Source organism: Delftia sp. DT-2 (assembly GCF_028401915.1).
In the GTDB taxonomy this organism is placed as follows: domain Bacteria; phylum Pseudomonadota; class Gammaproteobacteria; order Burkholderiales; family Burkholderiaceae_C; genus Comamonas; species Comamonas tsuruhatensis.
Genome location: NZ_JAQOTI010000006.1, coordinates 255,550 through 271,008 on the forward strand (window position 1 = coordinate 255,550; position 15,459 = coordinate 271,008).

12 protein-coding genes are annotated in these 15,459 nt (G+C 68.5%); 6 read left to right on the forward strand and 6 right to left on the reverse strand.

All coding sequences use genetic code 11. The annotated features are described in order from the left end of the window. Positions 1-52: 52 nt before the first annotated feature. The 3 genes from PO605_RS12695 to PO605_RS12705 all read right to left on the reverse strand — a co-directional run bounded on the left by PO605_RS12695 (position 53) and on the right by PO605_RS12705 (position 4,257). A complete protein-coding gene (locus PO605_RS12695) occupies positions 53-2,575 on the reverse strand; it encodes a TonB-dependent siderophore receptor (RefSeq protein ID WP_047475394.1) in 2,523 nt (840 codons plus the stop codon). Between the two features lie 126 nt (positions 2,576-2,701). Next, entirely contained in the window at positions 2,702-3,745 is a 1,044-nt protein-coding gene (locus PO605_RS12700; protein WP_052195904.1) for a FecR domain-containing protein, read from the reverse strand. Then, positions 3,742-4,257, reverse strand: a complete 516-nt coding sequence (locus tag PO605_RS12705) for a sigma-70 family RNA polymerase sigma factor (RefSeq protein ID WP_013801139.1) — start codon at positions 4,255-4,257, stop codon at positions 3,742-3,744. The genes PO605_RS12700 and PO605_RS12705 overlap by 4 nt, the downstream gene beginning before the upstream one ends. A 225-nt stretch (positions 4,258-4,482) precedes the next feature. Between PO605_RS12705 and PO605_RS12710 the strand changes: the two genes are divergently transcribed. The 6 genes from PO605_RS12710 (at position 4,483) to PO605_RS12735 (ending at position 11,547) form a co-directional block, all read left to right on the forward strand. Next, positions 4,483-5,121 carry a PepSY-associated TM helix domain-containing protein gene (locus PO605_RS12710; protein WP_013801140.1) on the forward strand — a complete coding sequence of 213 codons (639 nt, stop codon included), beginning with the start codon at positions 4,483-4,485 and terminating at the stop codon, positions 5,119-5,121. A gap of 20 nt (positions 5,122-5,141) precedes the next feature. Beyond that, the gene (locus PO605_RS12715) at positions 5,142-5,669 is read left to right on the forward strand and encodes a DUF2271 domain-containing protein (protein ID WP_013801141.1); all 528 of its coding nucleotides are present in this window, start codon (positions 5,142-5,144) and stop codon (positions 5,667-5,669) included. A gap of 100 nt (positions 5,670-5,769) precedes the next feature. Beyond that, positions 5,770-6,588: a DUF4198 domain-containing protein gene (locus PO605_RS12720; RefSeq protein WP_012206854.1), complete on the forward strand. Its 819-nt coding sequence runs from the start codon at positions 5,770-5,772 to the stop codon at positions 6,586-6,588. Positions 6,589-6,629: 41 nt separating this feature from the next. Beyond that, positions 6,630-7,706: an FAD:protein FMN transferase gene (locus tag PO605_RS12725; RefSeq protein WP_272206533.1), complete on the forward strand. Its 1,077-nt coding sequence runs from the start codon at positions 6,630-6,632 to the stop codon at positions 7,704-7,706. A 45-nt stretch (positions 7,707-7,751) separates the two neighbouring features. After that, positions 7,752-9,137: a sulfite reductase subunit alpha gene (locus PO605_RS12730; protein ID WP_212646511.1), complete on the forward strand. Its 1,386-nt coding sequence runs from the start codon at positions 7,752-7,754 to the stop codon at positions 9,135-9,137. 229 nt (positions 9,138-9,366) lie between these two features. Next, positions 9,367-11,547: a TonB-dependent receptor domain-containing protein gene (locus tag PO605_RS12735; RefSeq protein ID WP_047470607.1), complete on the forward strand. Its 2,181-nt coding sequence runs from the start codon at positions 9,367-9,369 to the stop codon at positions 11,545-11,547. Here PO605_RS12735 and PO605_RS12740 read toward each other — a convergent pair. From PO605_RS12740 to gabT, 3 genes are all read right to left on the reverse strand, one after another. Further along, a complete protein-coding gene (locus PO605_RS12740) occupies positions 11,535-12,512 on the reverse strand; it encodes a ketopantoate reductase family protein (RefSeq protein WP_203400546.1) in 978 nt (325 codons plus the stop codon). The genes PO605_RS12735 and PO605_RS12740 overlap by 13 nt on opposite strands. Positions 12,513-12,617: 105 nt before the next feature. Then, complete coding sequence (locus PO605_RS12745) at positions 12,618-14,075, reverse strand: NAD-dependent succinate-semialdehyde dehydrogenase (RefSeq protein ID WP_047470609.1); 1,458 nt, start codon at positions 14,073-14,075, stop codon at positions 12,618-12,620. A 31-nt stretch (positions 14,076-14,106) separates the two neighbouring features. Continuing rightward, entirely contained in the window at positions 14,107-15,435 is a 1,329-nt protein-coding gene (gabT, locus tag PO605_RS12750) for a 4-aminobutyrate--2-oxoglutarate transaminase (protein ID WP_047470610.1), read from the reverse strand. Positions 15,436-15,459 lie beyond the last annotated feature (24 nt).

Genomic DNA, 15,459 nt, shown 5'->3' on the forward strand with positions numbered 1-15,459 from the left:
AGTCCGGCCCGCGCGGCTCTGGGGTCCCAAGGCCGGTGCGGTCCCTCGGAGCTCAGAAGTCGTAACGCATGCTCACGTTGACGCTGCGCGGCGCACCCCAGGTGTAGTACAGGCCCTGGGCATTGAAGTTGGTCACGCCCGAGAAATAGTGCTTGTCGAACAGGTTGTTGACGTTGGCCGCGATGCTGAGATGGCGGTTGATCTGGTAGCGCGCCATCAGGTCCATCACCCAGTAGGCGTCCTGGCGCAGCGTGGCGGCGCCGCGGCTGGTGGAGATGGCGCTCTGCCAGCGCGCGGCGCCGCCCACGGTCAGGCCGGACAGCGCGCCCTGCGCGAAGCGGTAGGTGGTGCCCAGCTTGAACTGGTGGCGCGGGCTGGTGGCGGCGTTGTCCAGATTGCTGTTGATGGTCACGTAGCTGCCCTGGGCCTGCCAGCCCTTGGCCAGCTCGCCGGACAGTTCCAGTTCGAAGCCGCGCCTGCGCGCGCCCTGGACCGCGCGGTAGGCCGTTTCGCCATTGGGCATGAGCCCGTCTTCCACGGCCGTGTTGTCGGTGCGCATCCAGAAATGGGCGACGCTGGCGTTCAACCGCTTGTCGAAGAATTCGCCCTTGGCGCCGATCTCGTAGGTCAGGCCTTCCTCGGGCGGCAGGGTGCGTTCCTGCAGATCCTTGGCGCTTTGCGCCTTGAAGATGCTGGCGTAGCTGCCATACAGCGAGATGTTCGGGCTGACGTCATACACCAGGCCCGCATAGGGCGTGACCACGCCGTGCTCGCGCATGTTGTAGTTGTACCAGCTGATGTCGGTCACATCCTTCTGGTCGTAGTTGGTCACGCGCAGGCCGGCGATCAGCTTCAGCGGATCGGCCAGATTGAGGCGTGCCGCGCTGTAGAGATAGCTGCGCTTGTTGCTGAACAGGTCGTTGGAATAGGGGATGTTGTCCGCTGGCGCCGGGATGGCTGCGCCGCCCTGGCTGAAGTCCACCTGCGGCAGGTCCAGGCCGGGGCGCGCGCCGCGCAGCAGCGTGGTGCGGTTGCGTGCGGCGCCCGCGCCCACCAGCAACTCATGCTGGCGGCCGAACAGCGTGAACGGGCCCTGCACGTCGATGCTGATGTTCTGGTTGCGGGACTCGATGTCCTTGTAGGCCGCGAACTGGGCGGAGCTGGGCAGGGCGTAGCGCAGCAGGCCGATCTGCATGTCGGGCGTCTTCACCTCTTCATGCGACATCTGCAGCTTGGCCTTCCAGCCGCTGGCAAAGCGGTGCTCCAAGCGCGCGAAGCTGTTGAGCGACTCCTGCTCGTAGCCCGACCAGGGCGCTGCGATGTTCAGCGAGCGCGGCATCCAGCCGACGAACTGGCCGGTGCCCGTGTAGCCCTGGATGGGCGTGGTGCCGCCCGAGCCGCGCAGCTCGCGCTGGCGGTAGGTGATGCCGGCGCTCAGCAGGGTGTCGGGGGTGAGGTCGTATTCCAGCGTGCCGTACAGCATGGAGCTGTTGCTGTGCTGGTGGTCGCGGAAGCTGTCGCCGCTCTTGCGCGAGGCCACCAGGCGGCCGCGCAGGCTGCCTTCCTGGTTCAGCGGACCGGCAATGTCGGCATCGGCACGGTAGGTGCCCCAGGTGCCCGCGCTGGCCATTGCGCTGGCCTGGAAGTCGCGCGCGGGGCGCTTGCGGATCAGGTTGACCGTGGCTCCGTAGGCACCGTCGCCATTGATCAGGCCCGACGAGCCCTTGAGCACTTCAACGCGGTCGATCTCGGCCAGATCGTCCAGCGAGTACATGATGTGCGTGTTCCAGCCCCAGCCATTGGTGAGCTGGCGGCTGCCATCGGTCTGCAGGTTGACGCTGGAGCCGCGCACGTTGAAGGTGGTCATCTCGCTTTGGCGGACCACGGCCACGCCGGGCGTCTGCTCCAGCACGTCGGCCAGCGTCTCCAGCTTGAAGTCGTCCATGCGCTGGCGCGTCATCACGCTCACCGACTGCGGCGTCTCGCGCAGCGACAGGCCCAGGCCCGTGGCCGTGCTGCTGGGTCCGGTCGCGGTGTAGGCGCCCGTGCCTTCCGTGGCGCTGCCGACCTCGGCCTTGGCGGTGACGTGCACCTCGCCCAGCGTGGTGGCGCCCACGGCTGAGGCGGCAGGCGCTGTCGAGGACGCAGGCGATGCCTGCGAGCGTCGCAGCGTATAGCCGCCGTTGCCCGAGGTCGCGGCCGCCAGGCCCGAGCCCGCCAGCAGGCGGGTCAGCGCCTCGGCCGGCGCATGGCTGCCCTGCACGCCCGGGCTTTGCAGATCGCGCACCAGCTCGGGCGTATAGGCCAGCAGCACTCCCGAGGCCTTGGCGAAGCGCGTGAGCGCGGCCTCCAGCGGTCCTGCCGGAATGTCGTAGGCCTGGGCGCGCTCGGTACCTGTCTGGGCCTGGGCCTGGCCCTGGGCATTCGCGGGCAAGGGCAGGGCGGACAGGCTGGCCAGTGCGGCGGCCAGGGCCAGGGTCAATGCGGACAGGTGGAACACGGGCGCAGGCTGCGCGGGGCGGAGGACGCGTGCCGCCGCGGTAGCGAGGCGGCGCTGGTGATGGAGGTCGGACATGTTGGTGCGGTCTTTGGATCAGGGAGGAAACATGGCGCCGCAAAGCGCCTCTCCCCTGCTTGTCACGCGAGATGGGAAAAGGTACAGACCGATGTCACCGGGCCGGGTTGTCCCGCCGCCTTCTCTTCATGCCGGACCTATGCGCACCCAGTAGCGCACCGGCACATGGATGCGCACGGGCAGCACCTGTACCAGGGACTGCAGGATGCGGTCCGTATCGGCGAGCGGGAAGACGCCCGACAGGCGCAACCCGGCCACCTCGGGTGCCAGCGTGATCAGCCCGGGTCGGTAGCGGCGCAGTTCGTCGATGAAGCGGTCCAGGCGCATGTCCGAGGCCACGAGCACGCCTTCGTCCCAGCCCGGCCCCTCGCCGGCCGCGCCGGCCGGCAGGGCCTGCGTGGCACTGAGCCTTGCGGCTTCGCCGCTGTCGACACGCAGCAACTCGCCCGTGCGGCTGCGGGCCTCGACCGCACCCTCGAAAACGGCCACGCGCGTATCCGCAGTCTCCATGTCATGGCGCACCGTGAAACGCGTGCCCAGGGCGCGCAGCCTGCCCGCGGGCGTGTCCACCACAAAGGGGCGCGCGGGCTGGGCCGTGTCATGGGCGGTGGTGACCATCAGCTCGCCGCGCAACAGCAGCACGCGGCGCAGCTGGTCGTCGAAGGCAAGGTCCACGGACGTCTCGGTGTTGAGCAGCAGCTGCGTGCCATCGGGCAACTGCAGGGAGCGCCGCTCGCCCTTGGCGGTGCTGACATCGGCATTCCAGGCCTGCCAGGGCAGGCGCTCATGCGCAGTCCATGCCGCAGCACCTGCGCCGGCCAGGCCAGCGACGCTGGCCAGCAGGCGGCGGCGTGACTGGGAGGTCTTGAGGCTGCGCGCCAGCGTGGCCGTGGCAAGGGGGCCATTGAGGGGACCGCTGTCCGGGCGTGTGTCAGGCAGCCTGAGCCGCGCATTCGTGGCCTCGATGCGCTGCCAGGCCCGCTCATGCAGCGGATGGGCCGCGCGCCAGTCCAGCCATTGTGCGCGTTGTTCCTCTGTGCACTCGCCTGACCACAGCTGCACGAGCCAGTCCACGGCGCTGTGGACCACGTCAGGCGGCAGCGCGGGGTCGGCACTATGGGTGGAGCCATCGGCGCCATGGACGCGCCCGGCAGCGCAGCGCTGTGTCATGCCGCATGTTCCGGGAAGTAGCAATGCCGGATGGCGCGCGCCATGTACTGCTTGACCGAGCTGACCGAGACCTGCAGCAGCAACGCGATCTCGGCATAGGCCATGCCGTCCAACTGGGCGTGCAAAAAGGCCGCGCGTACCTTGGGCGGCAGGCCGTCGAGCAGGCGGTCCAGCTCGCACAGCGTCTCCAGCACGATGGCCCGTTCCTCGGGCGAGGGCGCCAGCGGCTCGGGCTGCAGCGCCAGCGTGTCCAGATAGGCACGTTCAATTTCTCGGCGGCGCAGGTGGTTGGCCATCACGCGCTTGGCCACCGTGGTGAGGAAGGCGCGGGGCTCCCGGATCTCGGACAGTTCGGTGCGGGACTCCATCACGCGCACGTAGGTGTCCTGTGCGAAATCTGCCGCATCGCCTGCATGGCCCAGCCGGCGCTGCAGCCAGGTGCGCAGCCAGCCATGGTGCTGCTGGTAGAGATGGGCAAGGGCCTGGTGGGGAGTCACGGCGGGACAGGACACGAAGGGCGAAGAGAGGGGATGCAAGTGATAAGCATTCTTATTTTACTTTGAGTGATGCTGGCACCGCCTTGGCGTGGCGCACGATTAAGCCGGTAAAGCTTGTGTAAATGCGATCAATTCTTATTTGTGGGCGGTAGAATCCCCGGGCCTTTCCTTTCCTGGGCTCCCGTGCCCGCCATCCGTGATGGTTGACGCCGCGTGGCGCTGCCGCCTTTTTCTGTTGCGATGACATCCCCCAAACCGGACCCTCGGCGCCGTTCCTACTGGCTCAAGACACTGCACGAGTGGCACTGGGTCAGCTCCGCGCTGTGCCTGATCGGCATGCTGCTGTTCGCCGTCACGGGGTTCACGCTCAACCATGCGGGGCAGATCGAGTCCAAGCCGCGCATCGTGCGGGGCGAGGCGGCATTGCCCGATGCGCTGCGCGTGCAGTTGGTCCAGCAGCAGGCCAGCCAGCCGCGCGACCGGGCGCCCGTGCCTGCGCCGTTTGCGGACTGGGTGCGCGGCCAGTGGGGCCTTGAGGCCGAGGGCCGCGAGGCCGAATGGACGGCCGACGAACTCTATGTCTCCCTGCCACGCCCCGGCGGCGATGCCTGGGTGCGCGTTGCCCTGGCCGATGGCGAGGCCGAATACGAGCGCACCGACCGGGGCTGGATCGCCTATCTGAACGACCTGCACAAGGGCCGCAACACGGGCGCCGCCTGGAGCTGGTTCATCGACATCTTTGCCGCAGCCTGCCTGGTGTTCACCGTCACGGGCCTGTTCATCCTGAAGATGCATGCAGGCAACCGCCCCTTCACCTGGCCCATGGTCGGCATGGGGCTGGTGATTCCCATGCTGCTGGCCCTCCTGTTGATCCACTGAGAACCGAAAGAGCCTTGCCAATGAATCCGCACTTCTCTCTGCGCTACACCATGGCGCTTGGCGCCTGCCTGGGCGCGGTCCCGGTCTTTGCCGCCGGCCTGAACGTGGGCGTGGAAATTCCGCGCCTGGATGTCGCCGAATACCACCGCCCCTACGTGGCCGTGTGGATCGAGCGCGCCGACGCCTCGGTGGCCTCCACGCTGTCGGTCTGGTACGACGTGAAGATGCGCAATGCCGAAGGCACGAAGTGGCTCAAGGACATGCGCCAGTGGTGGCGCCGCACGGGCCGTGACCTGACCCTGCCGATCGATGGCGTGACCAGCCCCACGCGTCCCGTGGGCAAGCACCAGCTGAGCTTCACCGAAGGCTCCAATCCCTTCGCCAAGCTGCCGCCCGGTGAATACAAGCTCGTGGTCGAGGCCGCGCGCGAAGTCGGCGGCCGCGAAGTGGTCACCGTGCCCTTCAAGTGGCCCGCGGCCAAGGCCGAGCAACTGAGCGCCAAGGGCAGCAGCGAGCTGGGCGAGATCAGCGTCGAGCTCAAGCCTTGAAATTGAAAGCCGCCCAGGCGCTGTGCGCCTTCCCCCTCACGAGGGGGACGACGCCATCGCTGCACGTGCCAGACCCATCCACGAACCAAGGAGATTTTTCATGAAGTCCAAGACCCGCTTTGCCGTCCGTCTGGCTGCCAGCCTCGCCATTGCCTGCGGCGCCTTCCAGGCCGCGCAGGCCCACAACCTGTGGCTGCTGCCCTCGACCACGGTGCTGTCCAAGGCCGAATGGATCACGGTGGATGCCGCCGTCTCCAACGACCTGTTCTTCTTCAACCACGTGCCGCTGGGCCTGGACAACCTCGTTGTCTCGGCACCCGACGGCTCGGCCGTCGCGCCGCAGAATGCCCATCGCGGCAAGCTGCGCAGCGTGTTCGACCTGGACCTGCAGCAAAGCGGCACCTACCGCCTGGCCATCGTCAACGACGGCCTGTTCGCCTCCTGGAAGGACAAGGCCACGGGCCAGAACCGCCGCTGGCGCGGCTCGCCCGAGAAGTTCGCCGCCGATGTGCCCGCCGACGCGCAGGACCTGAAGGTGACCCAGTCCGTGGGCCGCATCGAGACCTTCGTGACCGTGGGCAAGCCCAGCGCCGTCAAGCCTTCGGGCAAGGGCCTGGAGCTGGTGCCCGTGACCCATCCCAACGACCTGGTCAAGGGCGAGAAGGCCACCTTCGCCTTCCATGTGGACGGCAAGCCTGCCGCCAACCTGGAAGTCGTGCTGGTGCCCGGCGCCACGCGCTACCGCGACAACAAGGGCGAGATCAAGGCCACGACCGACGCCAAGGGCGAGTTCAGCGTGACCTGGCCCACCGCCGGCATGTACTGGGTGGATGCCGACGCGCAGGACAGCAAGACCTCGCTGCCCCAGGCCAAGGAGCGCCGCCTGTCCTACGTGGGCACGTTCGAGGTGCTGCCCTGAGCCTTGCGTCCCCACCCGGGGCTCCGTCTGCGCCCACGCCCGTGCGCGTGAGCTTCGCGCCCGCCCTGTTGCAGGGCAGCGCAGGCCGGGGCCTTGCCGCGCCTGTGTCCACAGGCGCGGCGTCCTTTGCCGTCTCCGGCTACGCGCCGCAGGCGGTGCGGCGGGCAGACCCCGCCGCGCTGCAAACACTCACCGGCGAGGCCATGGGCACGACCTGGAGCGTACGCCTGCACAACCCGGATTTCCGCCCGCTCGATGAGGCGCGCCAGGCCATAGAGGCTGCGCTGGCCCTGGTCGTGCGCCAGATGAGCAACTGGGAAGCCGGCTCCGACATCTCGCGCTTCAACCGCGCCGAGCCCGGCAGCTGGCATGCACTGCCGCCCGAATTCTTCACCGTGCTGGCCTGTGCACTCGATTGGGCACAGGCCAGCGGCGGCGCCTGGGACCCCACCGTGGGGCCGCTGGTCGAGCTGTGGGGCTTCGGCCCGCGTGCGGAAAAGGCGCAGGGCGCTGGCATCCCCGATGCCGATGCACTGCGGCGGGTGCGCGAGCGCGTGGGCTACCAGCGCATCGTGCTGGACCTGGAGGGCCGGCGCGCGCTGCAGCCCGGCGCCGTGCATGTGGACTTCAGCGGCATTGCCAAAGGCTATTCGGTGGACCTGGTCACCGAGCGCCTGCAGGCGCTGGGCCATACCGATTTCCTCGTCGAGGTGGGCGGCGAGCTGCGGGCCTGCGGTCAGCGCCCTGGCAACCAGCCCTGGCGCGTGGCCGTGGCCAGCATGGCGGACCAGTCCACGCCGCTGGCGCTGCCGTTGCGCGACATGGCCATCGCCACCTCGGGCGACCACTGGCATGCCTTCGAGCAGGGCGGGCGCCGCTACTCCCACACCATCGATCCGCGCAGCGGCGAGCCCGTGGCGCACGGCCTGACCAGCGTCACCGTGCTGCATGCCGAATGCATGCAGGCCGACGCCCTGGCCACCGTGCTCACCGTGCTGGGGCCGCGTGCGGGCCTGGACTTTGCCGAGCAGCACGGCGTGGCCGCACTGCTGTGCGAGCGCACGGCGCAGGGCCCTGCCATGGCGATGACCACGGCGTTTGCCGCGCTGGCGCCGTGAGCGCCCCTAACCTTTTCTGCGCCGTGTAGATTTTCCGGTCACGCCATGTTCCTGTCCGAATCCGGGCTGCGCATACTCGCAGCCGCTGTCCTGGTACTGCTGTATGTGGCCATGTGCGCCGCCATCTGGTGGCGCGAGCGCCGCCAGCGCGCGCGGGCGCAGCACGAAGCCGCGGCGCTGGCCTCGGCGCGCGAGGGCGCGCTCCCCCTGCTTGTGGCCTATGCCAGCCAGACGGGCCAGGCAGAGGAGCTGGCACGCGAGACTGCGCGGCTGCTGCATACGGCCGGTGAGAGCGTGCATCTGTGCGCCCTCGATGCCGTTGATGTGAAGCTGCTGGCGCAGACCCAAAGGGCGCTGTTCATCGCCAGCACCTATGGCGAGGGCGATCCGCCCGACAACGCAGCCCTGTTCCTGGCGCACTCCATGGCGCAGGCGCAGGGCCTGTCCCATCTGCAATACGGCCTGCTGGCGCTGGGTGATCGCCAGTACGCGCAGTTCTGCGGCTTTGGCCGCGCGCTGGACGGCTGGCTGCGCGCCGGTGGCGCCAGGCCCTGGTTCGAGCGCATTGAAATGGACAACGGCGCGCCGCAGGCGCTGACCGCCTGGCAGCACCAGCTGACCCAGATCAGCAGCCTGGGCGACATGCCGGCATGGGAGCAGCCGGTCTTCAGCGAATGGACGCTGGCCGCGCGCCGGCATATGAACCCGGGCAGCGCAGGCGAGCCGGTGTTCCACATCGAGCTGCAGCCCCCTGCAACGGAGGCCGCGCTGTGGGAGTCCGGCGACCTGGCGCAGGTCTGCATTCCTGCGGACCCGCGGCATCCGCGCGAGTACTCCATCGCCTCCATCGCCCAGGATGGCTGCGTGCATCTGCTGGTGCGCCAGGCGCGGCGCGAGGACGGCTCGCCGGGCCTGGCCTCGGGCTGGCTCACGCAGGGCGCGCCCCTGGGGGCAGCCATCACCCTGAGGCTGCGTGCGCACCGCAATTTCCGGCTGGAAGACAACCTGCAGCGCCCGCTGGTGCTGATCGGCAACGGCACGGGTCTGGCCGGCCTGCGCAGCCACCTGCGTGCGCGTGCCGCAGCAGGCCTGGGGCCCAACTGGCTGCTGTTCGGCGAGCGCAATACCGCGCATGACCGGCTCTATGGCGACGAGCTTCAGGCCTGGTGCGAGGGCGGCGTGCTGCAGCGCCTGGACCTGGCTTTCTCGCGCGATCGCAGCGAAGGCGCGCCGCGCGCCTATGTGCAGGACCTGCTGGCGCAGTCCGGCGATGTGCTGCGCCAATGGGTGGCGCAGGGCGCAGCCATCTATGTGTGCGGCAGCCTGCAGGGTATGGCCCAGGGCGTGGACCAGGCGTTGCACGCCGTGCTGGGTGAGGCGCAAATGGACCAGCTGGTGCGCAGCGGCCGCTACCGGCGTGACGTGTATTGAGGTGGTGAGAGCAGCTTGCGCCAGCGCAAGCATTGGTGCCGTCAGCGCTTTCTGCTCCTAGGAACGTAGCATCCGTGCGACAGATAAATCCTATTGTGATCATGAGAATGGAAATGATTCTCAATGTTCATATAATTTCGTTACATATCCCCATCCCATCGCATAACCAAAGATTTCAAAGCGAGTTGCACGGGCCTCACAGCCCGTTTTCCGTTTCTGGAGTGTTTGCATGTCGTATCGCGATCTGCGCGGCGTTCTTCCGTCGCGTCCTTCCCCTCTGGCCCTCCTGGTGGCCGCCATCTGTGCTTCGGGTGCCGCATCGGCACAGACCCCATCGCAAAGCAATGCGGCTGCCGCCACCGAGTTGCGCGAAGTCGTGGTCTCTGCATCGGGCTTCGAGCAGGACATCAAGGAGGCGCCGGCCTCCATCACCGTCATTCCGCGCGAGGAACTGGCCAAGGGCCGCTTCGGCAGCCTGACCGACGCGCTGGAGAGCGTGGAAGGCATCGACGTAGGCGCCCCCGCGGGCAAGACCGGCGGCCTGAACATCAGCATCCGTGGCATGCCCAGCGACTACACGCTGGTGCTGATCGACGGGCGCCGCCAGAATTCGGCCGGCAATGTCACGCCCAACGGCTTTGGCGAGACGCAGACCAGCTTCATGCCGCCCATCGGCGCCATCGAGCGCATCGAGGTCATCCGCGGCCCCATGTCCACGCTCTACGGCTCCGACGCCATGGGCGGCGTGATCAACATCATCACGCGCAAGGTCGGCAAGACCTGGACGGGCAGCGTCAGCGCCGACTACACGCTGCAGCAAGAGTCGGAGTTCGGTGATATCAAGTCCGGCAAGTTCTACCTGAGCGGCCCCATCAAGGAGGACCTGCTGGGCCTGTCGATCCGCGGCAGCACCCAGCGCCGGGCCGCTTCGGACATCACCTATGCGGGCGCCAACGGCCAGCCAGCCGTTCCCATCATGGGCGGCAACCCCGTCAAGTCCGAGATCAACAACCTGGGCCTGCGCCTGGCGCTCACGCCCAACAGGTACCACGACATCACGCTGGACCTGGACTCGGGCCGCCAGACCTATGACAACTCGCAGGGCCAGTTGGGCACGCTGGGCACGGGAGGCTACAGCCCCGAGCAGAAATACAACCGTGACCAGCTCACGCTGGCCCATACCGGTCGCTACGGCTTCGGAACCTGGGACACCAGCTTCATGGTCAACCGGACCGAGACCATCGGCCGGACCGTTCCCCGGGGAACCCCGGGCGCGACGCCAGGTGCCGCGCGCACGCTGGAGGTGGAAAGCAAGGTGCTGGACAGCAAGCTGGTCCTGCCCTGGGGTGCCCACCTGACCACGCTGGGCGGCCAGTGGTGGGATGCCGAGATGAAGGACGGCGTGGCGCCGAACAAGTTCGCCTTCACGCAGAAGGCCCTGTTTGCCGAGGACGAATGGAGCCTGACCGACGCCTTCAAGCTCACCATGGGCGCGCGCTATGACCGCCACAGCCTCTTCGGCGGCAAGCTCAGCCCGCGTATCTACGGCGTGTGGAATGCCGCGCCGCAGTGGACCGTGAAGGGCGGCGTCAGCAACGGCTACAAGACGCCGCGCGTGGAGCAGCTGGCGCCCGGCATCAACGGCTTCGGCCAGCAGGGCCGCCTGCCGCTGGTGGGCAGCCCCAACCTCAAGCCCGAAACCAGCCGCACCACCGAACTGGGCGTCTATTTCGACAGCCCCACGGGCTTTGCGGGCAGCGCCACGGTGTTCAACAACGAGTTCAAGGACAAGATCACCAGCGGCCCGGGCCTGATCAACTGCGACTTTGCGGCAGCGCCCAACCGCCCCGGCTGCGTGAGCTTCGGCGACTGGCCGCTGGTGGATGCCTTCGGCCAGTCCATCAACGTGGACGAGGCCGTCACGCGCGGCCTGGAGCTGAGTGCGCGCATGCCGCTGGCGCGCGGCTGGAACGCCAGCGCCAACTACACCTTCACCAAGAGCGAGCAAAAGAGCGGCCCCAACCTTGGCAACCCGCTGAGCGACACACCCAGGCACGCGCTCAACGCCCGCCTGAACTGGGAGCCGGGTGCCCAGTGGAACCTGTGGCTGCGCGCCGAGTACCGCAGCGAGCGCTACCGTGACCCCGGCACCAGCGCCAGCTCCCAGGCCGCCAAGGCCGCGCTGGGCAACTACAAGGCCTATACCCAGTTCCACCTGGGCGGCAGCTACCGCGTGAGCAAGCAGTTCACCATCAACGCGGCCATCTACAACGTGTTCAACAAGGATTTCGTGGACTACCAGCCCTACAACGTACCGGGCCAGGTCCAGGGCACCGTGATCTTTGGCAACCGCTACGCGAACAACCAGGAAGGCCGCCGCCTGTGGGTGTCTGCCAACTACGAGTTCTGAGGCGGGTTCAGGGGCTCCTGGCTGGCCTGCACGCGTGAAGGGGCCAGCCTGACCAGCACCTGCAGCGTGCGGTTCAGCGGCACGGGCACGCCCAGGGCCTCGCCGCGCCGCACCACGTAGCCGTTGAGGTGATCGATTTCGCTGGGCTTGCCCAGCGCCAGGTCCTGGGCGGTGGACGAAAACTGGCCCGGCATGGTGGCCGGCAGGCCGCGCACGGCAGCGGGCACGTCGCCGGGCAGGGCCACGCCGTCGGCCCTGGCCACGGCCAGGCATTCGGCCACCACGTCGTCCACCACGTCCGTCACGCCGGGCGACTGCACCAGCGGGCCGTAGGGCAGCTGGCACAGCGCCGACAGCGCGTTGTAGGCGCAGTTGATCACCAGCTTGGCCCACAGCGCGCCGCGCACGTCGGGCGATACCTGCACGGCAATGCCTGCCTTGCCAAACTGCAGGGCCACCTGTTCACTGAGTGCAGACGGCGCAATGACCAGCTCGCCGCGGCCGAAATGGCGCACATGGCCGGGGCCGGCCATGGCCGTGGCCACGTAGACCACGGCGGCCGCCACGGCCACGGACGGGCCCAGCACGGCGCGCACGCGCTCGTCGTTGTCCACGCCGTTTTGCATGGTCAGCACCAGGGTGCCCGGCGCCAGGTGCGGCTGCATCTCGCGGGCCGCTTCCTCGGTGGCCGTGGACTTGACGCAGAACATCACCACATCGGCATCGCGCACGGCGCTGGCCTCGGTCGATGCCTGCATGGGCACCTGGATGTCCAGCGCCGCCGTCTCCAGCCGCAGGCCATGCTGCTGCACGGCCTGCACATGGGCGGGGCGGCCGATCAGCGTGACCTGGTGGCCGGCGCGCGCCAGCAGTGCGCCGAAATAGCAGCCCACGGCGCCTGCGCCCATGACGGCGATGCGCAGCGGTTCGGAAGGAGAGGGGAGGCGGGCGGAAGAAGCGTCCATGGTGCAGATCGGATGGGCCTTTGATGGCGCCCAGTCTAGCCAGGCTGCCGTCGAAGGCCCATGCCGTCTTCCCTGCCGGGTGCCATTGCGGACGTCAGGCAACCCTCATGCCGTCTGCAGGCACAGGTACTTGGTCTCCAGGTATTCCTCGATGCCGTGGCGCGAGCCCTCGCGGCCCAGGCCGGACTGCTTGACGCCGCCGAAGGGCGCGACCTCGTTGGAGATCAGGCCGGTGTTGATGCCCACCATGCCGTACTCCAGCGCGCGCGACACGCGCCAGATGCGGCGGTTGTCGTTGGTGAACAGGTAGGCGGCCAGGCCGTAGATGGTGTCGTTGGCGCGGCGCACCACCTCGTCCTCGTCATGGAAGCGGAACAGCGGCGCCAGCGGGCCGAAGGTCTCTTCCTCGCAGACTTGCATGCTGTCGTTCACATCGGCCAGCAGCGTGGGCTCGAAGAACAGCTGGCCCGGCACCGGGCGCCTGCCGCCCGCCAGCAGGCGCGCGCCCTTGGACAGCGCATCGGCCACATGGCTTTCCACCTTCTGCACGGCCGCCTCGTTGATCAGCGGGCCATGGGTCACGCCGGGCTCCAGCCCATTGCCGACCTTGAAGCCCGCCATGGCACGGGCCAGGCGGCGGGCCAGTTCGTCGTGGATGCCGTCCTGCACATAGATGCGGTTGGCGCACACGCAGGTCTGGCCGGCGTTGCGGAACTTGGAGGCCACGATGCCGGCCACGGCCTGGTCGATATCGGCATCGTCAAACACGATCAACGGTGCATTGCCGCCGAGCTCCAGCGACAGCTTCTTGACCGTGTCGCTGCACTGGCGCATCAGCAGCCGCCCGGTGGCCGTGGAGCCCGTGAAGCTGAGCTTGCGCACCACGGGGCTTTGCGTCAGTGCCTGGCCGATGTCCTGCGGATGGCCGGTCAGCACCTGGAAGACGCCGGCGGGAATGCCGGCCTCCTCGGCCAGCACGGCCAGGGCCAGGGCCGTGAAGGGCGTGCTTTCTGCCGGCTTGACCAGCATGGTGCAGCCGGCGGCCAGCGCCGGGCCGGCCTTGCGCGTGATCATGGCGGCCGGGAAATTCCAGGGCGTGATGGCGGCGCACACGCCAATGGGCTCGCGCAGCGTGAGCAGCTGCTGGCCTGCGTTGGGCGACTGCAGCAGCTCGCCGTCCACGCGCTTGCCTTCCTCGGCAAACCATTCGATGAAGGAGGCCGCATAGGCGATCTCGCCGCGCGCCTCGGCCAGGGGCTTGCCCTGCTCCAGCGTCATCAGCCGCGCCAGATCGTCCTGGTGCGCCAGCATCAGGTCGAACCAGCGGCGCAGGATGCCGGCGCGCTGCTTGCCCGTCAGCGCGGCCCAGGCGGGCAGGGCGCGCTGTGCGGCGGCAATGGCGGCCTCGGCCTCGCCGGCCTGCAGGGCGGGTACCTGGCCCAGGCGTTCGCCGGTGGCGGGATTGAAGACATCGATGGCGGGGCCGGAGCCCACGGGGTGCCAGCCCTGGGCAAGCAGGCAGGCCTGGCGGAACAGATCGGGGCGTTGCAGTGAAAGACTCATGGTGCGGGAAGGCTCAGGCTGTGGAATGGATTCAGGCCGCGACCGGCTGGGGCGCGGTCTGGGTGATGGCGTTGGCGATGATGTCCAGCGCCTTGCCGAACAGCGGCTCTGGAATCGTCAGCGGATAGAGAAAGCGGATGGCGTTGCCGTACAGACCGCAGGTCAGCAGCAGCAGGCCTTGCTGCTGCGCACGCTGGACGATGGCGGCCACGCGCTGCGCGTCGGGCGCACCGCTGCCGGGAATGTGGAATTCCACGGCCAGCATCGAGCCCAGGCCGCGCACTTCGGCGATGCCGGCATCCTGCGTCTGCAATGCCTGCAGGCGCGAGCGCAGCTGGCTGCCCAGTGCCAGGGCCCGCTCGCACAGGCGCTCTTCATCGATCACATCGAGCACGGCATGGGCAGAGGCCACGGCCAGCGGGTTGGCGGCGTAGGTGCCGCCCAGGCCGCCGGGATGGGGTGCGTCCATGATGGCCGCGCGGCCGACCACGCCCGAGATCGGCAGGCCGCCGCCCAGGCTCTTGGCCATGGTGATCAGGTCGGGCCGCACGCTGTAGTGCTCCATGGCAAACAGCTTGCCCGTGCGTGCAAAGCCGGTCTGCACCTCGTCGGCGATCAGCAGCATGCCGTGCTGGTCGCACAGCTGGCGCAGGCCCGTGAACAGCGCGGCAGGCACGGGGTTGAAGCCGCCTTCGCCCTGTACGGGCTCCACGATGATGGCTGCCACGCGCTGCGGGTCCACCGAGGTCTTGAGCAGCATGGCAATGGCGTCCAGCGACTGCTGCACGCTGATGCCCTGCACATCGCTGGGAAAGGGCGCGTGGAAGACTTCGCCCGGCATGGGGCCGAAGCCCTGCTTGTAGGGCGCCACCTTGCCCGTCAGCGCCATGCCCAGCTGGGTGCGGCCGTGGAAGGCGCCCTGGAAGGCGATCACGGCCGAGCGGCCCGTGGCATGGCGGGCGATCTTGACGGCGTTTTCCACCGCCTCGGCGCCCGTGGTGAAGAAGGCGGTCTTGGCCGGGCCGTCGATGGGCGCCAGTGCATTGATGCGCTCAGCCAGTGCAATGGCGCTTTCATAGGGAACGATCTGGAAGGCCGTGTGCGTGAAGCACTCCAGCTGGCGCTGCACGGCCTGCACCACGCGCGGATGGCGGTGGCCCGTGTTGAGCACGGCAATGCCGGCCGCGAAGTCGATGTACTGGCGGCCCTCGGCATCGGTCAGCAAGGCGTTGTCGGCCTGCACGGCGTGGAAGCCGCACATCACGCCCACGCCGCGCGGCATGGCGGCGGTGCGCCGGCTCTGGAGTTGCTGGTTGACGGACGAGGCTCTGGTGGTGTCGTTGGTGGCGGCGCTGGACATGAGAAGGTCTCCGTTGAGGTGGCT